Here is a 25,902-nt window from a genome sequence, read left to right as displayed (position 1 = left end):
ACGTAGGGCTGCGGGAGGCCGCGGGCGCGTAGCCAGGAGTCGGGGGGAGGTGCCGGGGAAGGTCTCAGCGCAGTACGCCCTCCAGGAAGTCGCTGCCCAGCCGGGCCACCACCTGGAGGTCCAGCTGGTGCAGCACATAGCGCCCACGGCGCCGCGTCTGGATCAGCCCGGCCTTCTTCAACGTCGTGACGTGCCGCGACACCTCCGGTGAGGTGATGCCGTACGCGTTCGCCAGCTCCCCCGTCGTATGCGGCCCCCGCGCCAGCGTGCGGCACAGCTGCATCCGCATCGGATGCCCCAGTGCCTCCAGCCGCTGCTGGGTGAGTTCGAGCGTGACCGGCGCCGGCAACTCCCGGCCGGCGACGGGGTACTGGATCACCGGACGCCAGCCCGGGGCGTGACTGACCAGCAGATGCGGCCAGCCGAACGACGTCGGCAGGAACGTGACACCGGGATCCCCGGGGTTCGCGAACGCCGTCGTACGGCCCCTGGCCAGCTTGTCCACGACGATGCGGACGCCGCCGCTCCCGTCCTGCGCCTCCTCCAGCGACAGCGCGGCCGAGGTCGCGGGCAGCGTCTCGGCCAGGCCCTTGCGCCGCAGCAGTTCGGTCTTGTGCCGGGCGTCGGCCGCCAGTTGGATCCCCACCCGGCGCCAGATGTCCCCGAAGAACGCGTCCTCGCAGTCCTCCAGCAGGCGCCGCAGCCAGATCCGCAGGCCGTCGGGGTCGGTGAGCATCCGGTCGGTGAAGGCCGCCTGCCGCGGACCGCGCGCCGCGGCCATCTCCCGTACCCGCGCCCGTTCTTCGGCATCGACCAGCGGCGACGGCGTGCAGCGGGTGTACGTCGTCGAGCAGGAGATCTCGAACGCGGCGGCCACGAACCGCTCGTCGTCGATCTTGTCGAGCTCGTCCAGTTCCTCGCCCAGCGTCGATCCGGGGCGGGCCGGCAGCAGGATGTCGGAACGGGAGGACCGCCACAGGAAGTCCGCCTCGCACAGCCGGTCGGCGAGGTCGGTCTTCAGGGCCGCGTTCGTGGCGGTGACCCAGCCGTGCAGCCCGGGGTGGTGCCCCGGCTCCGACAGCGCGTGCAGCGCGGCGGCCAGCTCCGCCAGGGGAGAGGGGGCGAAGACGATGCGCTCCGAAGGCAGCCCGGTGATGTCGATGACGTTGGCCATGTGCCCATCATGCGCGAGCCCGCGACCTGCACGGTCGTCGATTGACGGCTCCCGTCAATCGATGCGCCACGGGCGGACCGTCCGCTCCAGAGTGGCGGCATGAACGTGAACCAGCAGCACCTTCTCGACGCCTACCGAGCCGCCCGACGAGGCGAGACCACCCCGCCCCTCCCCGGCGCCCACACCGTGCGCACCGTGCGCGAAATCCGCTGGTGGCGACGCCTCCGGAGGGCGGCATGGGGAACCTCGGGCGCGGAGCGGGGTGCGGGCCGGGGCGCCGGGCGGGACGCCGCGAGTGCCGGGCGGAACGCCGCGAGTGCCGGGCGGAACGCCGCGAGCGTCGGGCGGAGAACTCCAAGTGCCGGGGGGGGCCGGCGTGGGGGAGTGGAGGGGGCGGGAGGCGGGGTGGGGTAAGGGGGCGGGGCGAGGGGTGCGAGGGACGGGCCTTGGGGGGCTCCCCCGGCCTCTCCCTCCCGCCTCCCCCGGGGGCCTCCCCCCCACCCCACCCACCCCACCCCCTCGACAAAGGCCCGTTAAGCCCCCGCCCCCGCCCCCGTCCTTGCCCCCGCTCCCACCTCCGCCCGCACCTCGTCCACGTACCGCACGAACTCCGCAACTGCCGTACGGACGTCCTGCGGTGTCCAGTCCAGGGCGGGCGCGGCGATGGTGACCTCGGTCAGGGCCACTCCCGGCGGTTCGGTCAGGCCTCGTTCGAACCAGCCGCGGAACAGCGCCGTCCTGCTCTCCTCCGCCTGCCGAATGACGGCCTCGTCCAGGACCTTCGACGGGTGCGGCAGCCACACCTGGAACTGATGGGTGTGCGGCACCTCCGGATTGACCCTGAACCAGGGCACGCCGGCCGCCGTCAGGCCCTCGCGCAGCGCCTGCGCGACGACCTTGGCGTGGGCGACGTACTCCGGCAGCCGGGGGAGTTCGCGGTCCAGGCCCGCGAGGGCGGCCAGTGCGGCGGGCCACTGCTGGAACAGCTGGCCGCCGTAGCGGTGGCGCCAGGCACGTGCCTCGGCGACGAAGTCCTCGGAGCCGGCGAGCGCGGCGCCCGATATGCCGTCCAGCGACTTGTAGTACGAGACGTAGACGCTGTCCGCGAGTGCGGCGATCTCGGGGAGGGTGCGGCCGAAGTGCGGGCCGCACTCCCACAGCCGGGCACCGTCGAAGTGCACCACCGCATCCCGGTCCCGCGCGGCCGCCACCACCGCGGTCAGCTCGTCCCATTCGGGCAGGACGAAACCGGCGTCGCGCAGCGGGAGTTCGAGGGCCAGGGTTCCGAACGGCTCCTGCAGGCCGTAGATCTCCTCGGCGGTCGGCAGTCGGGGCGCGCGGGTCGGATGGACCATCCGCAGCCCGCTGACCACCGCGTACGCGTCCCGTTCGTGCATCTCGAGGTGGGAGAGCGGATGGCCGGCGACCGTCGCGTTCCCCGTACGCCCCGCCCAGCAGCGCAGTGCCACCTGCTGCGCCATCGTGCCGGTCGGGAAGAAGGCGGCGGCCTCCGTGCCGAGCGCCTCGGCGGTGCGGCGTTCCAGCGCGCCGACTATGCCGTCGTCGTCGGCGTAGACATCGGTGAGGTTGTCCAGGTCGTAGGCGGTGGGGGCGTCGGCCACCAGGCGGTCCAGCCGCTCGCGGACCGTCTCGGGCCGCGGGCCGGCGCGAGCGACCGCTTCACCCGGCGCAGGGCGGCGATCCGCCGCGCATCCCGGGAGCCGCCGCTCCCGGCTGCCTTGCTCGCGCCGTGGCCGTGCTGCTCCCCCTCGCTTCCGTCCCCGCGGATGCCGGGCCGTCGGCAACGCCCTGGGCATTGCCTTCACCGACGCCCGCTGCGGCACCCTCGCCGCCACCTTCACCGTCGCGCACGCCGGCACTCTCACCGACACCCGCGCCGAAGCCCGTCTCGCTGCCCTTCATGATTCCCTCATCCCCTCATCCCCGTCATCCCCCTCATCCCCGTGATCCCCCTCATCCCCGCCATTTCCCTCGTCCCCCTGCTCCTTCGTGAGCCTGAGCCCGCCCTCGGCCTGCGCCCACCCCCCCTCGCGTGCCGTTTCGCCCGTGCGGTGGGTTGCCGTCGGGACCGATCATGGCGCAGCCGCGCACAGCCCGCGAGCCCTGTGGAAAACTCTGTGGATAACTCTGGTGGGAGATCTGGACGACACTGGTGAGAGATCCCCGTCTCACCCTCCGCACAGCTCTGAAGTCCCCCGGAAACACTCGCGTAGCATGGCGAGGAATCGTCCGGTACCCCCTGAGGACTGGAACGGAAGGCCATCGCCACGTGAACGCACATCCGCCCACCGAGGCCCAGGACCGCCCCGCCCGGCTGACCGTCGGGGTCGTCGGCGCCGGCCGGGTCGGCCCCGCACTGGCCGCGTCCCTGCAGCTCGCCGGGCATCGCCCGGTCGCCGTCTCGGGGGTCTCCGACGCCTCCGTCCGGCGGGCCGCCGAGCTGCTGCCGGACGTCCCGCTGGTCACCCCGGCCGAGGTGCTCGCCCGCGCCGAGCTGGTCCTGCTGACCGTCCCCGACGACGCCCTCGCGGGCCTGGTGAGCGGCCTCGCGGAGACCGGCGCCGTACGGCCGGGGCAGCTGCTGGTGCACACCTCCGGGCGCTTCGGAACGGCCGTGCTGGACCCGGCCACCCGGGCCGGGGCGCTGCCGCTCGCGCTGCACCCCGCGATGACGTTCACCGGCACCTCCGTGGACGTCCAGCGGTTGGCGGGCTGCTCGTTCGGGTGACCGCGCCCGAGGAGCTCCGGATGGCCGCGGAGGCGCTGGTCATCGAGATGGGCGGGGAGCCCGAATGGATCGCGGAATCAGATCGTCCGCTCTACCACGCGGCGCTGGCCATCGGCGCGAACCACCTGGTCACCCTGGTTGCCCAGTCGCTGGAGCTGCTGCGTGACGTGGGCGTGCAGGCCCCGGACCGGATGCTGGGCCCGCTGCTCGGCGCCGCCCTCGACAACGCGCTGCGGTCCGGCGACGCCGCACTGACCGGCCCGGTGCGCGCGCGGTGACGCGGGCACCGTCGCCGCCCACGTCGCCGAACTGCGCCGGCACGCTCCCCAGAACGTCGCCGGATACCTCGCGATGGCCCGGGCGACCGCGGACCGGGCGCTGGCCCACGGGCTGCTGAAGCCGGAGCTGGCCGAGGACCTCCTCGGCGTGCTCGCCGGTTCCGCCCCCGACACCACCACCGCCCCGGCGCGAGCGGCCCAGGACCGGACAACCCCGGCCAGGACGCCCCCGACAACGACGCCCCGACAAGGACAACCCCCACCACGACGGCCACGGTCCCGATGCCTTTGGTAACGGCCCCGAGGGAGACGAGCGATGACCCTGCTCCACACCGCCGCCGCGCTCCGTGACCTGCCCCGCCGTAGTGGCGCGCGGGCCGTCGTCATGACCATGGGGGCGCTGCACGAGGGCCATGCGACCCTCGTCCGCGCCGCCCGCCGCCGGGCCGGAGCGCAGGGCCAGGTCGTCGTCACGGTCTTCGTCAATCCCCTGCAGTTCGGGGCCGGCGAGGACCTGGACCGCTACCCGCGCACCCTGGAAGCGGACGTCGAGCTGGCCCTGGCGGCCGGTGCGGACGCCGTCTTCGCGCCGTCCGTCGACGAGGTCTATCCGGGCGGCGAACCGCAGGTCCGGATCACCGCCGGGCCCATGGGGACGCGCCTGGAGGGGGCCAGCCGGCCCGGCCACTTCGACGGCGTGCTGACCGTCGTCGCCAAGCTGCTCCACCTGACCGCGCCCGACCTCGCGTTCTTCGGGCAGAAGGACGCCCAGCAGCTCGCCGTCATCACCCGCATGGCCGCCGACCTCAACTTCCCCGTCGAGATCATCGGCGTCCCCACGGTGCGCGAGGACGACGGTCTCGCCCTCTCCAGCCGCAACCGCTATCTGTCCGCCCCGGAGCGGCGCACCGCGCTGACGCTGTCCGCGGCCCTGTTCGCGGCCCGCGACCGGCTCACCGCCGAGGAGGCGCTGCGCGCCCGGGCCGCCTGCACGGCCCACGCCGCCCAGGACCGTTCGGCTGCGCTGGCCGCCCTCGGGGAGGACCGGGCGGCCGCCGACGCGCACGCCGTCGCGTACGCCGCCGCGGTCCCCCGGCACGCGCCGTCCGTCGCGCGCGCCGCCGCCCGCGCCGTCCTGGAGGACGCCGCACGGCTCGACCCGCCCCTGGTGCTCGACTACCTGGCGCTGGTCGACCCGTCCGACTTCACGGAGATCTCCGACGCGTACGTGGGGGAGGCGATCCTGGCGGTGGCCGCCAAGGTCGGCACCACGCGCCTCATCGACAACCTCCGCCTCACCTTCGGCGCGGAGTCGCCGGCCTCCGGCGCCGCTTCCGGGTACCGCGACGACGCGGCGACCGGGCACCAGGAAGCTCCGGCCCCCGCACCCGCCGCCCGCGAGCGGTCCGCCCCCGCGACCGCCGCACCACCCACCCCACCCCCCGGCCCCCTCGGAGCGACCCGATGACCGCGCCCGCCACCGGAACAGCCACCGGCCCCGGCCCCGTACCCGGCACCGGCATACGTCTGAAGGCCCCCGCCCCCGGCTGGGCCATCGAGGCCGACGTCGTCGTCGTGGGGTCCGGTGTGGCCGGGCTGACCGCCGCCCTGCGCTGTGCCGCGGCCGGCCGGCGGACCGTCGTGGTCACCAAGGCACGCCTCGACGACGGCTCCACCCGTTGGGCGCAGGGCGGTATCGCCGCGGCCCTGGGGGAGGGCGACACCCCCGAGCAGCACCTGGACGACACCCTCGTCGCGGGCGCCGGACTCTGCGACGAGGCGGCCGTACGCCTCCTGGTGACCGAGGGCCGGACGCCGTCCACCGGCTGATCGCGGCCGGCGCCCGCTTCGACACCACCCCGGGCGGCGACGAGATAGCGCTCACCCGTGAGGGCGGCCACCACCGGCGCCGGATAGCGCACGCCGGCGGCGACGCCACCGGAGCGGAGATCTCCCGCGCCCTGGTCGAGGCGGTCCGCGCCGCCGGACTGCGCACCATCGAGAACGCCCTCGTCCTGGACCTCCTCACGGACGAGGCCGGCCGCACCTCCGGCGTCACCCTGCACGTCATGGGGGAGGGCCAACACGACGGTGTGGGAGCCGTGCACGCCCCGGCCGTGGTCCTCGCCACCGGGGGCATGGGGCAGGTCTTCTCCGCCACCACCAACCCGGCCGTGTCCACCGGCGACGGCGTCGCCCTCGCGCTGCGCGCCGGCGCCGAGGTGTCCGACCTCGAATTCGTGCAGTTCCACCCCACCGTCCTGTATCTGGGCCCGGACGCGGAGGGCCAGCAGCCGCTGATCTCCGAGGCCGTACGGGGCGAGGGCGCGCATCTCGTCGACGCCGACGGCGTCCGCTTCATGGCCGGACAGCACGAGCTCGCCGAACTGGCGCCGCGGGACATCGTCGCCAAGGCGATCCTGCGCCGGTCGCTCGAACAGGGCGTCGCGCACATGTACTTGGACGGCCGACACTTCGGCGCCCCGATGTGGGAGAGCCGTTTCCCGACCATCCTGGCCGCCTGCCGCAGCCACGGCATCGACCCGGTCACCGAACCGATACCGGTCGCCCCGGCGGCGCACTACGCCTCCGGCGGCGTCCGCACCGACCTGCACGGCCGCACCACGGTGCCCGGCCTCTACGCCTGCGGTGAGGTCGCCTGCACGGGCGTCCACGGAGCCAACCGGCTCGCCTCCAACTCCCTTCTGGAGGGCCTGGTCTTCGCCGAGCGGATCGCCGCCGACATCGTCGGGGGCGGCCTCGCGCCGCGCTCCGCGGACGGCCCCGCCCCGGTGGCCGGCGGGGCGCCGGCCGCGCCCCGGACGACCCTCCCGCTGCTGGCGCCCGAGACGCGCACGGCCGTCCAGCGGATCATGACCGCCGGCGCCGGCGTGCTGCGCAGCGCCGAGAGCCTCGCCCGTGCCGCCGCCGAACTCGACCGCATCCACCGGGAGGCCACCGAGGCGGCCGCCCAGGAGGCCGGCGCCCCGGAGGCCGCGCAGAAGGCCCCCGAGCCCGGTGTGGAGGCCTGGGAGGCCACCAACCTGCTGTGCGTCGCCCGGGTGCTGGTCGCCGCCGCCCGGCGCCGCGAGGAGACCCGCGGCTGCCATTGGCGCGAGGACCACCCCGACCGCGACGATGCCTCCTGGCGCCGGCACTTCCGCATCACCCTGGACGCGGACCGCGCGCTGACCATCCGTACGACCGAGGACGCCGGCTTCCCGCCGGCCCTCCCGTAGCCCGCCGGGCCCCCGCCCGAAGACCCCCACCGACCACCCCATCCCGAAGACGGAGCCCATCCCGTGAGCAGCACCCCCGACGACCTCCCCCTCCTCCAGATCGGCGGGCCCAGCGGCGGCACCCCCACCGGTGGCTGCGGCGACGCCTGCGGCTGTGGTGGCGGTGACGACGCCTCGTACGAACTCGACCCGCTGACCTGCGGGCTCGACCCCGATCTGGCCGCGCTCCTGGTGGCCGCCGGGCTCGACCCGGTACAGGTCGAGGACCTCGCGCACCTCGCCATCGAGGAGGACCTCGACCAGGGTGTGGACGTCACGACCGTGGCCACCGTCCCCGAGGACGCCGTCGCCACCGGCGACTTCACCGCCCGCGAGGCCGGCACGGTCGCCGGTCTGCGGATCGCCGAGGCGGTGCTGTCCATCGTGTGCACCGACGAGTTCGCGGTCGAGCGGCACGTCGAGGACGGCGACCGCGTCGAGGCCGGCACCAAGCTGCTGAGCGTCACCACCCGCACCCGCGACCTGCTCACCGCCGAGCGCAGCGCGCTCAACATCCTGGGCCGGCTGTCCGGTATCGCGACCACCACCCGCGCCTGGGCGGACGTCCTCGAGGGGACGAAGACCAAGGTCCGCGACACCCGTAAGACGACGCCGGGACTGCGCGCCCTGGAGAAGTTCGCGGTGCGCTGCGGCGGCGGCGTCAACCACCGGATGTCGCTGTCGGACGCCGCGCTGATCAAGGACAACCACGTCGTCGCGGCGGGCGGGGTGGCCGAGGCGTTCACCGCCGTCCGCACCGAGTTCCCCGGTGTGCCGATCGAGGTGGAGGTCGACCGGATCGACCAGATCCCGCCGATCCTCGCCGAGGGCGCCGACCTGATCCTGCTGGACAACTTCACCCCGGAGCAGACCAAGGAGGCCGTCGAGCTGGTCGCGGGCCGCGCGATGCTGGAGTCCTCCGGCCGGCTCACCCTCGCCAACGCCCGCTCCTACGCCGAGACCGGCGTCGACTACCTGGCCGTGGGCGCGCTCACGCACTCCTCGCCGGTCCTCGACATCGGCCTGGACCTGCGCGAGGAGGACGGCGGTCACGACGACGACGGCGAGGAGGCCGGCTCCCGGGACGCCGAGCCGCGTGAGGACCGCTGACCGCCATGCTGCTGACCATTGACGTGGGCAACACCCACACCGTCCTCGGGCTCTTCGACGGTGAGGAGATCGTCGAGCACTGGCGGATCTCCACCGACGCCCGCCGCACCGCCGACGAACTCGCCGTGCTGCTGCAGGGCCTGATGGGCATGCACCCGCTGCTCGGCGACGACCTGGGCGACGGCATCGAGGGCATCGCCATCTGCTCCACGGTGCCCTCGGTCCTCCACGAACTGCGCGAGGTCACCCGCCGCTACTACGGCGACGTGCCCGCCGTCCTGGTCGAGCCGGGCGTCAAGACGGGCGTGCCGATCCTCATGGACAACCCCAAGGAGGTCGGCGCCGACCGCATCATCAACGCCCTGGCCGCGGTGGAGCTCTACGGCGGCCCCGCGGTGGTCGTCGACTTCGGCACGGCCACCACGTTCGACGCGGTCAGCGCGCGCGGCGAATACGTCGGCGGGGTCATCGCGCCGGGCATCGAGATCTCCGTGGACGCGCTGGGCGTCAAGGGCGCCCAGCTCCGCAAGATCGAACTGGCCCGGCCGCGCAGCGTGATCGGCAAGAACACCGTCGAGGCGATGCAGTCCGGCATCCTCTACGGCTTCGCCGGCCAGGTCGACGGCGTGGTCCACCGGATGGCGCGGGAGCTGGCCGACGACCCCGACGAGGTGACCGTGATCGCCACCGGCGGCCTCGCGCCCATGGTCCTCGGCGAATCCTCGGTGATCGACGCGCACGAGCCCTGGCTCACCCTCATCGGACTGCGCCTGGTCTACGAGCGGAACGTCGCCCGGTCCTAGGGCCTGCCCCATCGGACAGACCCCAGGAGCCGGTGGCCCGGCGCGGGTGGCGGCCGCCCGCGCCCGCCGTACCGGTTCTGTCGGGTTCTGCCGCGCCACCATTCACGAATTAAGCCGGTTTTGTCGGAATCGGTCGTAAAGTCGCCATATGCCAATGCCAAACGGAACCCGCGGCGGCATGGCGTTCAGCGCCGATGAGTTGCGTGTGCTCCGTCGCGCCCTCGCCCATGCCCTGACGACGACGTCCTCCGCCGCCCCGCCCGGGACCCCCGGGCCGGAGCGCGACCGGGACATCCAGGAATACCTCCGGCTGGCCGAGGCGGTCGACGAGGCGGTCCGCGAAGGCGGCCGGCTGCGCACCTTCCTGCTGGCCGACCTCGCCCGCTACCGCGACGCCCTGCCCGGCTCCGCCGCCGGCTACCTCGCGCAGCTGAAGGAGGCACTGGCCGCCGGGCACGTGCCCGGCCCCGACGACCTCGCCGCACTGCGCGCGCTGCGCACCTGCTGCGCCGGCGGGGCCGAACGCGCGCGCCGCAGCGCCCTGCTGCGCCACTGCGAGCAACTGGCCGAACAATCCGTACGGGTGCGGCTCCGCGCGCTGCCTGGCGGCCGCTCAGGGGCCCGCAACGGCCGGGACCAGGAACCCGCGCGGGAGCCCGAACCCAAGCGGCCCTCGCAGCCGGAGCGCGAGCCGCGGCCGAAGGCCCCCCGCCCGGACCGCCCCATCCCCACTCCCGGGGAGGTCTTCCCGCCCCGCCGCAAGCCCGCCCCGCCCCCGGAGAGCCGCACCGCCTGAGCGCTGCGTACCCTGGGTGCGTACCCGCGGCGGCTTACGCCCTATAAGGAGGCCATACGCCATGGATTACGTCGCAGCCCTGCTCCCGCCCGTCGTGATGGCGGTGGCTTTCACCTGCCTGATCGTGACGATGATCAAGAGCCAGGGCGGTGCGAACAAGTCCAAGGAGGACGCCGCCGTGGACGCGGCGCTGGCCCGGGCCGAGTCCCCGGGGCAGAAGCCCACCGCGCACGGCGCCTGATCCGCCGGCCGCCGCACCGGCGGCCCGCACGCATCCACGGCCCGGGACCGAGCGTCCCGGGCCGCCTCCTTTTCCGGCTTTCCCTGCTCCAAACGCAACGAGATCAACGGGCATTCTGGACATCTCCCACTATTGTTCTTGTGTGCCGAGACGCTTGGGTGATCTGGAAGACGCGGTGATGACGCGGGTCTGGGAGTGGAACCGCCCGGTCACCGTTCGAGAAGTCCTGGAAGATCTCCAGAAGGAACGGTCGATCGCCTACACCACGGTCATGACCGTATTGGACAACCTCCATCAGAAGGGCTGGGTGCGCCGCGAAGCAGAAGGCCGCGCCTATCGATATGAGGCGGTCTCCACTCGCGCCGCCTACGCCGCCGCACTGATGAACGAAGCGTGGTCCGCCAGCGACAACCCCGCCGCCGCACTTGTGGCCTTCTTCGGCATGATGTCGCCGGAACAACGGCAGGCTCTGCGCGATGCCGTACGGATGGTGCAGGTCGACGACCCGGCGGAAGACCCGGAAGAGCGGGAAGGCACCGAAGGCCCGGGAGAGGCCGCCGCACAAGGCGAACGGGCGGAACCGCCCGGGCCCGTGGAAGAAGACCGGACGCCCGCGCCACCGGAAGCGGCCGGCGAACCCGGATCCGGTGAAGGGGATGAGCCCGGGGCGAACGCCGGCGGCAAGGGGCGATAGCGTCCCGGCATGCCCGCGCATTCAAAAGGCCTCACCGTCCGCCGCGCCAGGACCGGCGATGTCCCCGCCGTACGCCGTCTCATCGACGCCTACTCCCGCGACGGGATCCTGCTCGACAAAGCCACCGTCACGCTTTACGAGGACATCCAGGAGTTCTGGGTCGCCGAGCGCGACGAAGACGCCGAGGTCGTCGGCTGCGGCGCACTCCACGTGATGTGGGAAGACCTGGCGGAGGTCCGCACCCTGGCCGTGGACCCGCAGCTCAAGGGGGCCGGCGTGGGTCATCAGGTGCTGGAGAAGCTGCTGGCCACCGCGCGCTGGCTCGGAGTACGGCGCATTTTCTGTCTCACCTTCGAAGTCGACTTCTTCGGCAAGCACGGCTTCGTCGAGATCGGCGAGGCCCCGGTAGACGGTGATGTCTACAGCGAGCTGCTGCGTTCCTATGACGAGGGCGTTGCCGAGTTCCTCGGCCTCGAACGAGTGAAGCCCAACACCCTGGGTAACAGCCGGATGCTTCTGCACCTGTGATGAGTGTTCTATGTCCGAATCGCTCCCCTATCTCATGGCTACGGAAGCATGCGTTCCCCGGTCTGCGGGCAAGTGAACCCTACCCAAGGGTTTGTGTTTTTCCCGGAAAAGCGGTTTGCTTTCCGTCGTAATCCGCATTCGATGAAAGGGAAACCGGTGGCACAGAAGGTTCAGGTTCTTCTTGTCGACGACCTCGACGGCGGCGAAGCCCACGAGACCGTGACGTTCGCGCTCGACGGTAAGGCCTACGAGATCGACCTCTCCGACAGCAACGCCGAGAAGCTGCGTGAGTCGCTCGCGGACTTCGTGAAGGCCGGCCGTCGTACCGGTGGACGTTCCGGCGGTCGCGGCAAGGCACGTGCGGCGGCTTCCGCCGGCAGCCAGGACACCGCGAAGATCCGCGCTTGGGCGAAGGAGAACGGCTACAACGTCAATGACCGCGGCCGTGTCCCCGCCGACATTCGCGAGGCATTCGAGAAGGCCAACGCCTGATCTCCGCACACGCGGTCCGATTGGGCATTACGAACACGCAACAACCGGGCACGGTGGCACTCCGTCGCCGCCGCGCTCACGAGCCGTACGAGGTCGGGGACGCCACCACCGTCCCCGATTCCTGCCCCGAACCCCGTGGCGGGCAGGGAATTCTCCGCCTCGTGCCCGGTCCGGGGAGGTCGCACCCATACCGCGGCCTCCCACGAACCGAATGCAGCAGGCGATGAGGGGTCGAAGGGGAACGCCGGCGCGGGCATCCGGCCACCGGCCCCCGCGCCGTGAGATCCCCGGCCAGCGGGCCCCACTCCAGCCATTCCAGGATTCCCGGGAGTTCCTCGGCACCGCCCGGCGCGACGAGGACGAGCAATTTCGGCCGGTTACCCGGAGGGTTCGCGTCGCCTCCCGGCCGCAGCAGCGCCACCGGGCCCAGCAGCGGCCACCGCCGCAGCACCGCGCTCCCGGCGCCGGCCGGCATCTCCAGCACGTCGAAACGCACCCCGGTCAGCAGCTCCAGCGGCTCCGTGGGCGCCGTCGGCCACCCCATGTCGTGCTCGTACCGGTGACGGACGGCGGCGAGCGGGCCGAGGGGGCCCGCCGGACCGGAGGCACCTTGCGGGCTGTGCTGGCTGTACGGGCTGTACGGGCGCGGGAGCACGCGGGGCATGCCCGGTGCAACTGCCCCCGATCACGGAAGTTACGGTGGGTGTGGCCGCGCATACGGACCGTGCTCGCGTAAGAGGCGTGGCGGGGCTTCCGGCGGCGCGCGGATGTTCGCCCATAGCGGATGGAAGCGGCCCGCGCCGCATGGAGTGTCAGAGGCAGCGGGTAAGACAGTCTCAGTGGGAAGAGACGGTGTGACCGGCGCACGAAGCGCCTCGGCCCGGCTTTCGGCGGGATGCGGGCGGCGTGTCGGGGGAGGGCGCGTTCGCCACGGGCGTAGTGGCGGAGGGCGTATATGCCTGGCCTGCGGGAACATCGTCTCGCACCATCGAGTTGGAGCAGATGTCAGCTGTTCGGCAGTAAATTTCCCCGCCGGTGCGGGGGTGATCCGGACGGGTGTCGGCAGTTGGAATGAGCTGTCCCGCCCCGCGGGACTAGCATGCGGAAGGACAGGGAGGGGACCGACCCCTAACTGCCTGACCGCTCTGAGGAGCGATTAACGATGTTCGAGAGGTTCACCGACCGCGCGCGCGGGTTGTCGTCCTGGCTCAGGAAGAAGCCCGGATGCTCAACCACAACTACATCGGCACCGAGCACATCCTCCTGGGCCTGATCCACGAGGGTGAAGGTGTCGCCGCAAAGGCCCTGGAGAGCCTCGGCATTTCGCTTGAGGCGGTCCGTCAGCAGGTGGAGGAGATCATCGGTCAGGGCCAGCAGGCCCCGTCCGGGCACATTCCCTTCACCCCCCGTGCCAAGAAGGTCCTGGAGCTGTCGCTCCGCGAGGCCCTCCAGCTCGGCCACAACTACATCGGCACCGAGCACATCCTGCTCGGCCTGATCCGCGAGGGCGAGGGCGTCGCCGCCCAGGTCCTCGTGAAGCTGGGCGCCGATCTCAACCGGGTGCGGCAGCAGGTCATCCAGCTGCTCTCCGGCTACCAGGGCAAGGAAGCCGCCACGGCCGGCGGCCCCGCCGAGGGCACGCCCTCGACCTCCCTCGTCCTGGACCAGTTCGGCCGCAACCTCACGCAGGCCGCTCGCGAGACCAAGCTCGACCCGGTCATCGGGCGCGAGAAGGAAATCGAGCGCGTCATGCAGGTGCTGTCGCGCCGTACGAAGAACAACCCGGTCCTCATCGGCGAGCCCGGCGTCGGCAAGACGGCGGTCGTCGAGGGCCTGGCCCAGGCCATCGTCAAGGGCGAGGTGCCCGAGACCCTCAAGGACAAGCACCTCTACACCCTCGACCTCGGTGCCCTGGTCGCCGGCTCCCGCTACCGCGGTGACTTCGAGGAGCGCCTGAAGAAGGTCCTCAAGGAGATCCGCACCCGCGGCGACATCATCCTGTTCATCGACGAGCTCCACACCCTCGTGGGTGCGGGCGCCGCCGAGGGCGCGATCGACGCCGCCAGCATCCTCAAGCCCATGCTGGCCCGGGGTGAGCTGCAGACCATCGGCGCCACCACGCTCGACGAGTACCGCAAGCACCTGGAGAAGGACGCGGCCCTGGAGCGCCGCTTCCAGCCGATCCAGGTCGCGGAGCCGTCGCTGCCGCACACGATCGAGATCCTCAAGGGCCTGCGGGACCGCTACGAGGCGCACCACCGCGTGTCCATCACGGACTCCGCGCTGGTCGCCGCGGCCACCCTGGCCGACCGCTACATCTCCGACCGCTTCCTGCCGGACAAGGCGATCGACCTGATCGACGAGGCCGGCTCCCGGATGCGGATCCGCCGGATGACCGCGCCGCCGGACCTGCGCGAGTTCGACGAGAAGATCGCCGACGTGCGCCGGGAGAAGGAGTCCGCGATCGACTCGCAGGACTTCGAGATGGCCGCGGGCCTGCGCGACAAGGAGAAGCAGCTCCTGTCCGCGAAGGCGAAGCGGGAGAAGGAGTGGAAGGCCGGCGACATGGACGTCGTCGCCGAGGTGGACGAGGAGCTGATCGCCGAGGTCCTGGCGACGGCCACCGGCATCCCGGTCTTCAAGCTCACCGAGGAGGAGTCCTCGCGCCTGCTGCGCATGGAGGACGAGCTCCACAAGCGCGTCATCGGCCAGAAGGACGCCATCAAGGCGCTCTCCCAGGCCATCCGGCGCACCCGTGCCGGCCTGAAGGACCCCAAGCGTCCCGGTGGCTCGTTCATCTTCGCCGGCCCGTCCGGTGTCGGTAAGACCGAGCTGTCCAAGACGCTGGCGGAGTTCCTGTTCGGCGACGAGGACGCGCTGATCTCCCTCGACATGTCGGAGTTCAGCGAGAAGCACACGGTCTCCCGGCTGTTCGGCTCGCCCCCGGCTACGTCGGCTACGAAGAGGGCGGTCAGCTCACCGAGAAGGTGCGCCGCAAGCCGTTCTCCGTGGTCCTCTTCGACGAGGTCGAGAAGGCCCACCCGGACATCTTCAACTCGCTGCTGCAGATCCTGGAGGACGGTCGCCTGACCGACTCCCAGGGCCGGGTCGTGGACTTCAAGAACACCGTCATCATCATGACGACGAACCTCGGCACCCGGGACATCTCCAAGGGCTTCAACCTCGGCTTCGCGGCCCAGGGCGACACCAAGTCCAGCTACGAGCGGATGAAGAACAAGGTCAACGAAGAGCTCAAGCAGCACTTCCGCCCCGAGTTCCTCAACCGTGTGGACGACACCGTCGTCTTCCACCAGCTCACCGAGGACGACATCATCCAGATCGTCGACCTCATGATCGCCAAGGTGGACGAGCGGCTGAAGGACCGCGACATGGGCATCGAGCTCAGCGGCACCGCGAAGTCGCTGCTGGCCAAGCGCGGGTACGACCCGGTGCTCGGCGCCCGTCCGCTGCGCCGCACGATCCAGCGCGAGATCGAGGACGCCCTCTCGGAGAAGATCCTCTTCAGCGAGCTGCGCCCGGGCCACATCGTGGTCGTCGACACCGAGGGCGAGGGTGACAACGCCAAGTTCACCTTCCGCGGCGAGGAGAAGTCCGCCCTGCCGGACGCCCCGCCGATCGAGTCCGCGACCGGTGGTTCGGGTCCCAACCTGAGCAAGGACGCCTGAGCGGAAACGCCTCACCGCACAAAGCGGCCATAGCGCCCCAACCGAATAAATCGGAGCAGGTGCACCGGAACTGCCCGGAATCGTACGAAACGATTCCGGGCAGTTCCGTTTCCGTTTGCGGATACGTGCGGATACGGGGGCTCGGTATACGGCGGATACGCACGATGCAGTAGATACGGATGAGACACCCGGCGCCGCGGAAACCCCTCTTCCGGATCTCCTCTTCCGGATCCCCTCTTCCGGCGCGCTTCCCGCGGCACTTCCGCACACTTCCATGATGCTTCCGCGAGCTTCCGGAACGATTAGCTCCGGTAATTACCGCCGCACCACACGAATTCCGTCCGGGACCCCCTGCACCGGCGGAATGCGGCGGCCGATCCGCAGCGTGTCCAGATTCGGAAAGGCGGACAGCCACTCCATCGAAACGCCGAGGTCGTACGCGAGCCACAGCCGGGTCAGGCCGTCGGCCGGCGCGATGCCCTCGACCAGCTGGTCCGGGGTGAAGTACCCCGCGATCCGCAGGTGCGGACGGCCGCCCAGCCGGCGCAGCGCCCGCAACTCCTCCGGGCCGGACACCGGGAAATACAGCTCGGCCGGATCGAGGTGGGCGATGATCTCGCGGGCGTAGCGGGCCGTGTCGTAGCGCCGCCACGCCCCGGCGAGCTGCGCCCGGATGTCGTGGTGCGCCCGGTCGCGCAGCCCCGTCAGATAGTCGATCGCCATGTCGTCCGCGATCGACGTGGCGGTGATCGCCAGAAGGACCGCTTCCCGGTCCGGGACCTCCGTGGGGTCCGGCAGCATCTCCAGCACGATCGGCCCGATCCAGCCCAGCGCCCGGGCCGCCGACGGCGTCCCGGGACGCACCATGTCCCGGGTGAAGCGCTGCACCCGCGCCCGGACCGCCGGATCCAGCTCCGCGGCGTGCTCCAGACAGGCCGCCGCCAGCAGCTTGCGGTGCCGGGCCTCCGCGGCCCGCACGCCCGCATGCGGGGCCAGCAGCCCGTCCAGCAGCGCCGCGCACTCGTCCGGCCGGGCCAGCGCCACCGCCATCCGGATGACGTCCTCCCACGCGTCGTGGTGCGCATGCTCCAGCAGCAGCGTGAAATCGTGCCGCTGCACCACCGCCCGCGCGGACAGATAGTCCTGGAACGTGCGGTGCACGAAGTCGACGGTGCCGGGCGTCGGCTCCCGCAGCAGCCCGGTCCGGTTGAGCAGATGCCGGAACACCTCCTCCGGCCCGCCCTGCCGCGCGGCGTCCGGAACGGCCGGCAGATGCTCCGCCAGCGTCGCGACCGCCGTCGCCCGGTCCATCTCCGAACGGCCGTGGATCAGCATCCAGTGGGCCAGCTTCTGCAGCAGCTGGATCTTCGGCTGCCGGGTCAGCTCCACCCCGTCGGGCGCCCCCATCGCCCGCTCCCGGTCACGCCGCTCCAGCAGCATCGACAGCGCCGCGTCGTAGAGCTCCTTGCGGCCGTGCGGCAGATAGCCGCGCCGGTCGCGGTGGAGGGCGCACAGCAGCCCGCACATCAGCGGATTGGTCGCCAGCCGCCCCAGATCGCGGGTGATCCGCACCGCGTTCAGCAACGTCCGCTCGTAGTCGGCGAGCCGGTCGAGGTCGGCCGGGCGCTGCTGGGCCGCGGCCCGGTGCCAGCGCTGGATGAACGCGGCGACGTCCTCCCGGCTCATCGGCGCCAGCGCCACCTCCCCGAAGCCCTCGTCGGCCAGCCAGTTGCCGGGCACCGCGGACGGCCGGGAGGTGACGATCCAGACGTTGTCCGGGTAGCGGCCGGTCCACTCGCCGAGCTTGCGGCGCAGCTGCTCCCGCTCGTCCTCCGGCGCCTCGTCGACCCCGTCGACCAGCAGCAGCGCCCGCCCCTCCGCCAGCACCCGCTCCGTCCAGCCGGCCGGCGCCCGGTCCGCGTCCTGATAGCCGACCGCGTCCAGGAACGTCTCCGGGGCGGGCAGCCCCGCCCGGGCGAAACGGCGCACCGGCAGCAGGAACGGCACCCGGCCGCGCAGCTCCGCCAGCGCCTCCGGCAGCTCGTCGCGGGCCGTGGCGACGGTCAGCCACTGCAGCAGCGTCGTCTTGCCGGACCCGGCCACCCCGCGCACCAGCACCCGCCCGCGCCCGGCCAGCGCCCGCTCGGCGGGCAGCGGCGGATCGTCCTCCGGGGACCCCGGCTCGCACTGCAGCCCCAGATAGGCGGCGTCCAGCGGCCAGCTGTCCGGGGAGTGCGCGAGGTCGATGCCGTAGATGGTGAGGTGGTTGTGGAGGGCGGCGGTGCGCCGTGCGTACTCCTCCTCGAAAGCCGCCTCGTCGACGGCCTCTTCCTCGACGGCCTCTTCACCAGGGGCGCGGTCCGACCGTGCGGCGGGCGCGGTGTGCGGCCCGTGGATCAGCTCGGCGAGCGTACGGGTCTGCTCGGCGAGGGTGTGGGCCACGTACGGCGACCGCCGGGTGAGGAAGTACAGGACGTGCCGGGCCACCACGTCCACCAGCAGCCCGTACAGCCGCGCACGGTCCCCCGCGAGCCGGCGCGCGGCCGCGGGCACCCGCGCGCACAGCCGGCGGGCGAACTCCGCGGGCAGCAGCCGCGCCGCGTCGACGTCGTCCATCCCGGTCTCGGCGAGCGCCCGCAGCGTACGGGCCAGCGCGGCGGCCAGGTCCGGGTCCCCGGCACCCGTCGCCCGCGCGACGAGGGACGCGGCCAGGTCGTCCAGGTCGGACGCGCTCAACTCCGGCTTCTCACCGGTGAACGACACCAGCAGCGCGATCGGAACGGGCCGGCCGACCAGCTCGGTGACCGGCCCGTCGGTGCGGAACAGCCTGCGGACGAGGGGATCGACGATGTGCGGGGCGAGACGTGCGGCGAGGCTCGTGGGATCCATGGACTTCCCGTAACTGCGGTACCGGGCAGGGACGTTGAGCGCCTTTACCCGGCCCAGCCTAAGTGCGGGGGCGGGGACGGAGGGTGAGTTCGACGCCGGGCGGGAGGTCGGGGAGGGGGTCGGGGCGGAGGTTGTAGAGGCCGACTTCGCGGAGTGCGGACAGCCCGGTCAAGGGGGGAAGGGCGATCGGGGCGTCGATCACGCCGTAGATGTTGAGCCTGGTCAGGCGGGGGAAGGCCGGAAGGAGCGTCTCCAGAAGCACGCTCAGCCGGGCAGCGGACACCCGTGCCGGATTGGTCAGGTCGAGGGTGGTGACCTGGGGGAGCCGGACGCCCGGCGGAAGGTCCAGCGACCACACCTCGGCGGACGCCAGGCCCACGGACAGCCAGCGCAGCTCCGCAAGCGAGGCCAGTTCGGCCCATTGGTACTCGCCGAAACCATCCGTGAGCCGATGGAGGTACAGGCTGCGCAAACCGGGCCAGGAAGCAAGACCAGCGCACTCGGCCCCAAGGGGCTGGCCGAGGGCGAGGAACCTCAGCGGGGCACCGGCGGGCAGCGCCGCGGTGCCGTCCGGCAGCCGGGTGTAGACGTAGAGGTCGGTGAGGCCGGTCAGCGCATCGAGCCCGCGCGGGGTCGGCAGGTCCTGTCCCGGCGGCGCGGAGAGGATCAGGGTACGGATGCCGAGGTCAGCGAGCGGGGCGAGGTCCTCGACCGCGGGGCACCCCCACAGCGACAGCCACTCCAGATTCGGGAACTCGCGGAGGAAACCGAGGTCGGCGATCTCCGGGTTCGACTCGATCGTCAGGCTCCTGAGCGGTTCGTGGACCAGCTCGTCGAGGAGCTCGCGAGCGGTGAACGCGCCGCTTGCCACGACACCGCGCCGGCCCCCGAGCCCCTTGAGCGCACGCAACTCGGCGGTGGATTCGGCAGTGACCATCACGTCCTGGTCGAGGTGCCGAAGAACGTCCCGGGCGTACGACTCGGTGTCGAACGCCCGCCAGGAAGCGGCCAGTTGCACCTGGGTGCGGCGCGAGTCATGGGAACGGAACCGCTTGATCACCTCCAGCCCCGCATCCGACCCGACCAGCGCCGCCGTCGCCACCACCTCCTGCGCCTCGTCGTCCTCCAAGCCGTCCGGGCCGGGGAGCAGCTCCACGACCAGCGGCCCCACCGAGGCCAGCAGCCGTGACTCCTCCCGGCTCCGCGGCGGCAGGATCGCCCGTGCCCGCGCGTTCACCTCCTCCCGTACGGCCGGGTCGAGTTCCGTCGCGTGCTCCAGGCAGGCCAGGGCGAGCAGGTGGATCCGCAGCCCGGCCGGCGGGTCGGCGGCGGCGTCGCCGCGGGCGAGCAACTCCCGCAGGAGTTCGGCCCGTTCGCGCGGGCGGGCGTGCGCCACTGCCAACCGGATCACGTCCTCCCACTGCACGTCGTCCGCATGCGCCACCAGCAGCCCGATGTCACCGTCCTCGACGGCCGCCTTGGCACCCAGGTAGTCCTGGAACGTGCGGTGGACGAACTGCACCGAACCGGCCACCGGCTCGCGCAGCAGCCCGCTGCGCAGCAGCAGATGGCGCAGTACGGCCGACGCGTCCCCCTGCCGGGCGGCCGCCGGCACCGCCGGCAGCGCCTCGCCGACGATCCGCTCGGCCCGCTCCCGGTCCAGCTCGGTCCGGCCGTTGCGGATCAGCCAGTACGCCAGCCGCTGCAGCAGCTGGATCTGCGGCTCGTCGTTCAGCTCGATGCCCGTGGGGGCGGCCATGTCGCGCTCGCGGTCGCGGCGGGAGAGCAGCATGACCAGCGCCGCGTCGTACAGCTCCTTGCGGCCGGTGGGCAGATAGCCGCGCCGGTCGCGGTGCAGGGCGCAGATCAGCCCGCACATGAGGGGGTTGGTGGCGAGCCGGGCGAGGTCCTGCTTGGTGTGGACGGCGGCCAGCAGCGACTGCTCGTACGCGTCGAGGCGGGCGGGGTCCTCGGCGTCGCGGCGGGCCGCGTCGTGCCAGCGGCCGATGAACGCGGTGACCTCGGCGCGGCGCAGCGGCGCCAGCGTCAGCTCGTCGAAGCCGTCGGGGGCGAGCCAGTCGTCGCGCACCGCGGAGGGCCGGGTGGTGACCAGCCACAGGTTGTCCGGGAACGCGTCGAGCAGATCGCGCAGCCAGTGCCGGGCCTGTGCGCGCTCGCGGTCCGGGATCTCGTCCAGCCCGTCGACGAGGAGCAGGCCCCGCCCGGAGGCCAGGACCCGGTCGGTCCAGCCGTCGGGCCGGGCGCCGGACAGCGGGCAGCCGACGGCCGCCAGGAAGTGGTCCGGGGTGGGCAGCGGCGCGCCGTCGCGGGTGAGGGTGCGCAGCGGCAGGACGAACGGGATCCGGCCGTAGAGGTGGGGGAGCGGCGTCTCGCCGGGGGCCTTGGTGCAGGAGACGGCCAGCCACTGCACGAGGGTGCTCTTGCCGGAGCCGGCCACGCCGCGCAGCAGCACCCGGTCGCGGCCGGCCAGGGCCTGGTCGGCGGGGAGCGGGGCCGGGGCGCCGGCCGGGTGGGCGCCGTCCTCCTCCCACGGGCCGGGGGTCTCCGGTCCGCGCCCGGCGGCCGGCGTCGCCGCGAGGCTCAGGTACGCGGCGTCGAGCGGCCACCGGTCCGGGGAGTGGGTCAGGTCGATGCCGTAGATGGTGAGCCGGCTGTGTTTGCGCGCCACGTAGGTGAGATAGCTGCGCTCGAAGGCGAGGTCCGCGGCCCGTGGGGAGGGGTGCCGTTCGAGGAACGCGTCCATGGTGGCGATCAGGCCGTCCAGGCTGCGGCTCTGCTGGACGAGGGTGCGGGCGACGAAGGCCGACCGCTGGCTGAAGAAGTGCACGATGTGCAGGCAGGCGGTGTCGAGCAGGGCGCGGTGCAGCAGCTCGGCGTCCCGGGACAGGTCGCGGGCGGCGGCCGGGGCCGCGGTCCGCAGGCGGTCGGCGAGGGCTCCGGCGCCGAGCCGGACGGCCTGGACGTCGTCCATGTCGAGGTCGCCGAGGGCGTGCAGGGTGGCGGCCAGCGCGTCGGCCACCGCGCGCTCCTCGTCCTCGGGGACCGGCCGCTCGCCGGGGCCGTGGCTGCGTAACGCCCGCCGCACCAGTTCCGCGGCGAGTGTGTGCAGGTCCTTGCGGGTGAGGGTGCGCTGCTCGCCGGTGAAGGACACCAGGGCGGAGATCCGTACGGGGGCCGCGACGAGGCCGGCGCCCGGCCCCTCCTTGACGAAGAGCTTCCGGACGAGCGGCGCGACCACGCCGGACGCGAGTCGTATGCCCACTGCTGACGGGTCCATCGTGCGCGCCGCCTCCCCCGTGGCCGGTGGTCCGGGACCGGTGATGTGGCCGTCGTGCGGCCGGTCATGTGGTGGGGCCAGGCTAGCCGGGACGGTGTGGCGGCGGTCACGGAATTCGCCATCCCGGGCCCCCGGACCGTCCCTCCGCAATAGCCGGATGAATGCCCGCGAGTAATGCGGGTCACAGCTCTCCGGTAATCCAGGTCACATCGTCCGGGTAACCCAGGTCACAAAGGAACCGGGCCGGTGGTGACATGACGCACAGCCGGTTTCGGGTCTACTAGCGGAATTAGAAGAAAGGGTGGGCGGGGGAGCGGGGGTTTTCCGGGGGCGCGGCGGGGTCCGGTGGGGGCGGAGGTCCGAGCGGCACCGCCACCTGGGCAATGTGTGAGTAAAAGGCCTGATCAGCTGCGGTTTCGTAGGCTATCCGGCTGTCCGTTATGCGGTGATTCATGCCGGTCATGCAAAGGTCCGGGCGGAATGCAAGAGGCTCTTTCCCGACGACTTTCGTACGGGCCCGCTTAGTAGCGGAGGGTCTTGGCCAGGCGGCCCCGACCGGTTACCAAGGAATGGCGCTACCGGGCCGCAGCCGGGAAGTCGCGAAATTCCTGATCTCTCTGATCTCCCAGATCTTGCTGATCGAATTCCGGAAGGAAAAAACCCGCATGTCGAAGTTCGCCGCCATTCGCCATTCCAAGAACTCCGCCGGTACCCCGAAGACCGCGAAGTCCCTGCTGCGCCGCCGGGCCGCCGTCGTGGCCGCCGGTGTCGGTGTGACCGTCGCGCTCGGCGCCGGTGCCGCCTCCGCCGCCGACGGGGGTCTGCTGGGCCTCACCTCGCACGTCGGCTCGACCGTCAGCGCGCAGGCCGACGCCCAGGCCAAGGCCGCCGCCGGCGCCAAGGCCGCCGCGGCCAAGGCGAAGAAGGACGCGGCCAAGAAGGCCGACGCCTGGGTCAAGCCGGTCGACAAGTACACGCTGGGCGAGCCCTTCGGCATTCCCGGCAGCCACTGGGCCCACAAGCACAGCGGCCAGGACTTCGTCGTGCCGAGCGGCACCGCGGTCAAGGCCGTCCACAAGGGCACCGTCATCAAGGCCGGCCCCTGGGGCGGCGGTGACGGCCCGGCGTACGGCAACGCCATCGTGATCCAGCACGAGAACGGGACGTACACCCAGTACGCGCACCTGTCAGTGATCCAGGTCCACGTCGGCCAGCAGGTCGGCACCGGTCAGCAGATCGCGCTGTCCGGCAGCACCGGGAACTCGACCGGCCCCCACCTGCACTTCGAGGTCCGCACCGGCCCCAACTACGGGTCGGGCATCGAGCCGACCGGATTCCTGCGGGCTCACGGCGACGCCGTCTGAGCTGAATCCGGCCGGGCTGGCCGGCGGTTCGGCGGGTTCGCCGCCGTGACCAGTTCTGTGGCGACCTCGAGGATGGCCCTGCGCTTCTCCTCGGGGTCGCCTTCGACGTGCTGCATCGCGAACATGCCCGCGTGCATGGAGAAGAGCGCCGTGATGCAGCGCACCTGATCCGTCAGCTCCGCATCGTCCTCCTTCAGGAGGCCGAAGAGGGTCAGCATGCGCGCCTTGAAGGTCTCGCCGATGCTCAGATCGCGCACCGCGGCCTGGTTCTCCTGCATGAAGCGGAACAGCGGCTCGGCCGAACGCAGCGCCTCGTTGTAGCGGCGGATCACCTCCAGCTTGGTCTGAAGGGTCCGCGGCTGCCCCTCGGCCCAGGCGATCAGCTCGTCACAGGGCCGGGCCAGGTCCTGGAACAGGCTGATGACGATGTCTTCCTTGGTCTTGAAGTGGTAGTACAGCGCCGCCTTCGTGACCTCCAGCTTCTCCGCGATCTCCCGGAGCGAGGTCTTCTCGTAGCCCTGTTCGGAGAACAGCTCCAGAGCGACGTCCTGAATGCGCTGGCGGGTGTTTCCCCGGCGCGGCTGCCCTGTGCTCATGGTGCTCTCCTGCGTCGTCGATGCTGGTGGGAGGCGTGCCCAGGACCGGGCCAAAGAAACTTACTTGACGCCCGGCTAGTTAGCCGCCTACCTTCCTCACTGTACTGAACTAGCCGGGCGGCAAGTAAGTAGGAGAGGGAAGGCAAATGGGGAAGTCGCAGTCTGCGACCCCGACGGGGGACGGAAGAACCGCGGCGGCCGGGGCACAGCCCCCGGCCGCACCGGAGGGCAAGCAGCCGGCGAGCGTGCGGCTGGTGCTCTTCGCGCTGATGATCGCGATGCTCCTCGCGATGCTGGACAACATGATCGTCGGCACCGCGATGCCGACCATCGTCGGTGACCTGGGCGGGCTGGAGCACCTGTCCTGGGTCGTCACCGCCTACACGCTCGCCACCGCCGCCTCGACCCCGATCTGGGGCAAGCTCGGCGACATGTACGGCCGCAAGGGCGTCTTCCTGACGTCCATCGTGCTCTTCCTGATCGGCTCCGCACTGTCCGGCATGGCCCAGGACATGGGCCAGCTCATCGGCTTCCGCGCCGTCCAGGGCCTCGGCGCCGGCGGCCTGATGGTCGGCGTCATGGCGATCATCGGCGACCTGATCCCGCCCCGGGAACGCGGCAAGTACCAGGGCATGATGGCCGGCGTCATGGCCGTCGCCATGATCGGCGGCCCGCTCGTCGGCGGCACCATCACCGACCACCTCGGCTGGCGCTGGAGCTTCTACATCAACCTGCCGCTCGGCGCGGTCGCACTGATCATGGTCACCGCGGTGCTGCACCTGCCGAAGAAGCGCTCCCAGGCCCGCATCGACTACGTCGGCTCCGCGCTGCTCACCCTCGGCATCACCTCCCTCGTCCTGATCACCACCTGGGGCGGCACCGAGTACGACTGGCTGTCGCCGCAGATCATCGGCCTCGGCATCCTGGGCGTCGTCGCCCTGATCGCGTTCATCCTGGTCGAGCGCAAGGTCGCCGAGCCGGTGCTGCCGCTGCACATCTTCCGCAACGGCAACTTCTCGCTCGTCACCGTCATCGGCTTCCTCGTCGGCTTCGTGATGTTCGGCTCGATGACCTTCCTGCCGCTGTTCCAGCAGACCGTGCAGGGCGCCTCGGCCACCAACTCCGGCCTGCTGCTGCTGCCGATGCTGCTGGCGATGATGGCCGTCTCGCTGTTCGCCGGCCGGGTCACCACCCAGACCGGCAAGTACAAGGTCTTCGTCGTGGTCGGCAGCGGCCTGCTCACCGCCGGCATGGCCGTACTGTCCCTCATGGACACCGAGACCACCCGCTTCACCTCGGGCGTCTACATGGCCGTGCTCGGCGCCGGTATGGGCTTCCTGATGCAGACCACGATGCTGATCGCCCAGAACAGCGTCGAGCTGAAGGACATGGGCGTCGGCTCCTCGTCCGCCACCCTCTTCCGCACCATCGGCGGCTCCTTCGGCGTCGCGATCCTCGGCGCGATCTTCACCAACCACGTGCAGTCCACGATGGCCGCACGGCTCGGCAAGGCCGCCGGCGACAAGATGGCCGGCGGCGGCGCCCAGATGGACCCCAAGCGCCTGCCCGAACTCCCGCCGGTGATCAAGGACGCGTACGCGCACGCCGTGGCGAACGGTGCCCACCAGGTCTTCCTCTGGGGCGCCCTGGTCAGCATCATCGGCTTCGCCGCGGCCTGGTTCCTGAAGGAGGTCCCGCTGCGGGGCGGCCCGGCCGCGAAGTCGGCCGCGGACCCGCAGGGCGGCTCCGCGGAGCCGGAGCGGGTGGCGGCGGCGGTCTGACACCCACGTACTCGGCCGTCCCGCCACGGTGACGGACCTCCCGTTGTGAGTGGTGAAAAACCCTGAGTGGGGGTGCACGTGAACGATCACGTGCACCCCCACTCAGCTATCTCCCCCCACTCACGGGGGGGCTGGACCGGAGGAC

At 71.9% G+C, this 25,902-nt stretch carries 15 protein-coding genes and 4 pseudogenes; 13 read left to right on the top strand and 6 right to left on the bottom strand.

From position 1 onward, the window contains the following. Positions 1-64: 64 nt before the first annotated feature. Together OJ254_RS06985 and OJ254_RS06980 are read right to left on the bottom strand one after the other, a co-directional pair. Positions 65-1,174, bottom strand: coding sequence for a DUF5937 family protein (locus OJ254_RS06985; protein WP_265361667.1), 1,110 nt, complete (start codon positions 1,172-1,174; stop codon positions 65-67). Positions 1,175-1,707: 533 nt separating this feature from the next. Further along, positions 1,708-2,991: a threonine aldolase family protein gene (locus tag OJ254_RS06980; RefSeq protein ID WP_423835850.1), complete on the bottom strand. Its 1,284-nt coding sequence runs from the start codon at positions 2,989-2,991 to the stop codon at positions 1,708-1,710. 473 nt (positions 2,992-3,464) lie between these two features. On the opposite strand from OJ254_RS06980, the pseudogene OJ254_RS06975 reads away from it, so the two are divergent. The 10 genes and pseudogenes from OJ254_RS06975 to OJ254_RS06930 all read left to right on the top strand — a co-directional run bounded on the left by OJ254_RS06975 (position 3,465) and on the right by OJ254_RS06930 (position 12,143). Beyond that, positions 3,465-4,496: pseudogene (locus tag OJ254_RS06975) on the top strand (Rossmann-like and DUF2520 domain-containing protein). 21 nt (positions 4,497-4,517) lie between these two features. Next, the gene (gene panC, locus OJ254_RS06970; protein WP_265361666.1) at positions 4,518-5,669 is read left to right on the top strand and encodes a pantoate--beta-alanine ligase; all 1,152 of its coding nucleotides are present in this window, start codon (positions 4,518-4,520) and stop codon (positions 5,667-5,669) included. Then, positions 5,666-7,440: pseudogene (locus OJ254_RS06965) on the top strand (L-aspartate oxidase). The gene panC and the pseudogene OJ254_RS06965 overlap by 4 nt, the downstream one beginning before the upstream one ends. A 63-nt stretch (positions 7,441-7,503) precedes the next feature. Then, positions 7,504-8,589 (top strand): carboxylating nicotinate-nucleotide diphosphorylase, encoded by a 1,086-nt coding sequence (gene nadC, locus OJ254_RS06960; RefSeq protein WP_265361665.1) that lies wholly within the window; start codon positions 7,504-7,506, stop codon positions 8,587-8,589. Positions 8,590-8,594: 5 nt separating this feature from the next. Continuing rightward, positions 8,595-9,392, top strand: a complete 798-nt coding sequence (locus OJ254_RS06955; protein WP_030416769.1) for a type III pantothenate kinase — start codon at positions 8,595-8,597, stop codon at positions 9,390-9,392. A gap of 178 nt (positions 9,393-9,570) precedes the next feature. Continuing rightward, positions 9,571-10,188, top strand: a complete 618-nt coding sequence (locus OJ254_RS06950) for a hypothetical protein (protein WP_265365077.1) — start codon at positions 9,571-9,573, stop codon at positions 10,186-10,188. Positions 10,189-10,249: 61 nt separating this feature from the next. Then, a complete protein-coding gene (locus OJ254_RS06945) occupies positions 10,250-10,429 on the top strand; it encodes a hypothetical protein (RefSeq protein ID WP_261956375.1) in 180 nt (59 codons plus the stop codon). 178 nt (positions 10,430-10,607) lie between these two features. Then, positions 10,608-11,123 carry a BlaI/MecI/CopY family transcriptional regulator gene (locus OJ254_RS06940; protein WP_423836003.1) on the top strand — a complete coding sequence of 172 codons (516 nt, stop codon included), beginning with the start codon at positions 10,608-10,610 and terminating at the stop codon, positions 11,121-11,123. Between the two features lie 9 nt (positions 11,124-11,132). After that, entirely contained in the window at positions 11,133-11,651 is a 519-nt protein-coding gene (locus OJ254_RS06935) for an amino-acid N-acetyltransferase (protein WP_030801698.1), read from the top strand. A gap of 156 nt (positions 11,652-11,807) precedes the next feature. Beyond that, positions 11,808-12,143 carry a histone-like nucleoid-structuring protein Lsr2 gene (locus OJ254_RS06930; RefSeq protein WP_030416764.1) on the top strand — a complete coding sequence of 112 codons (336 nt, stop codon included), beginning with the start codon at positions 11,808-11,810 and terminating at the stop codon, positions 12,141-12,143. Here OJ254_RS06930 and OJ254_RS06925 read toward each other — a convergent pair. Beyond that, positions 12,074-12,807 (bottom strand): annotated as a pseudogene (locus OJ254_RS06925) (SCO3374 family protein). The gene OJ254_RS06930 and the pseudogene OJ254_RS06925 sit on opposite strands and share 70 nt — an antisense overlap. A 498-nt stretch (positions 12,808-13,305) precedes the next feature. On the opposite strand from OJ254_RS06925, the pseudogene OJ254_RS06920 reads away from it, so the two are divergent. Beyond that, positions 13,306-15,829 (top strand): annotated as a pseudogene (locus tag OJ254_RS06920) (ATP-dependent Clp protease ATP-binding subunit). 315 nt (positions 15,830-16,144) lie between these two features. Here the strand turns inward: OJ254_RS06920 and OJ254_RS06915 are convergent. Both OJ254_RS06915 and OJ254_RS06910 read right to left on the bottom strand, forming a co-directional pair. Further along, complete coding sequence (locus tag OJ254_RS06915) at positions 16,145-18,718, bottom strand: NACHT domain-containing protein (protein WP_265361663.1); 2,574 nt, start codon at positions 18,716-18,718, stop codon at positions 16,145-16,147. A gap of 58 nt (positions 18,719-18,776) precedes the next feature. Next, a complete protein-coding gene (locus OJ254_RS06910) occupies positions 18,777-22,001 on the bottom strand; it encodes an NACHT domain-containing protein (protein WP_481004321.1) in 3,225 nt (1,074 codons plus the stop codon). 680 nt (positions 22,002-22,681) lie between these two features. On the opposite strand from OJ254_RS06910, the gene OJ254_RS06905 reads away from it, so the two are divergent. Further along, on the top strand, positions 22,682-23,380 hold the full coding sequence (locus tag OJ254_RS06905) for a M23 family metallopeptidase (protein WP_265361661.1): 699 nt from the start codon (positions 22,682-22,684) through the stop codon (positions 23,378-23,380). On the opposite strand, the gene OJ254_RS06900 is transcribed toward OJ254_RS06905, so the two are convergent. Beyond that, the gene (locus tag OJ254_RS06900; RefSeq protein WP_265361660.1) at positions 23,362-23,976 is read right to left on the bottom strand and encodes a TetR/AcrR family transcriptional regulator; all 615 of its coding nucleotides are present in this window, start codon (positions 23,974-23,976) and stop codon (positions 23,362-23,364) included. The genes OJ254_RS06905 and OJ254_RS06900 overlap by 19 nt on opposite strands. Before the next feature lie 146 nt (positions 23,977-24,122). Between OJ254_RS06900 and OJ254_RS06895 the strand changes: the two genes are divergently transcribed. Then, positions 24,123-25,757 (top strand): MDR family MFS transporter, encoded by a 1,635-nt coding sequence (locus OJ254_RS06895; protein WP_265361659.1) that lies wholly within the window; start codon positions 24,123-24,125, stop codon positions 25,755-25,757. Positions 25,758-25,902: the final 145 nt, after the last annotated feature.

It is taken from the genome of Streptomyces endophytica, assembly GCF_026153355.1.
GTDB classification, from domain to species: Bacteria; Actinomycetota; Actinomycetes; order Streptomycetales; family Streptomycetaceae; genus Streptomyces; species Streptomyces endophytica.
The sequence above is the reverse complement of the archived record's forward strand: the minus strand, read 5'-3'. Positions and strand labels throughout refer to the sequence as shown.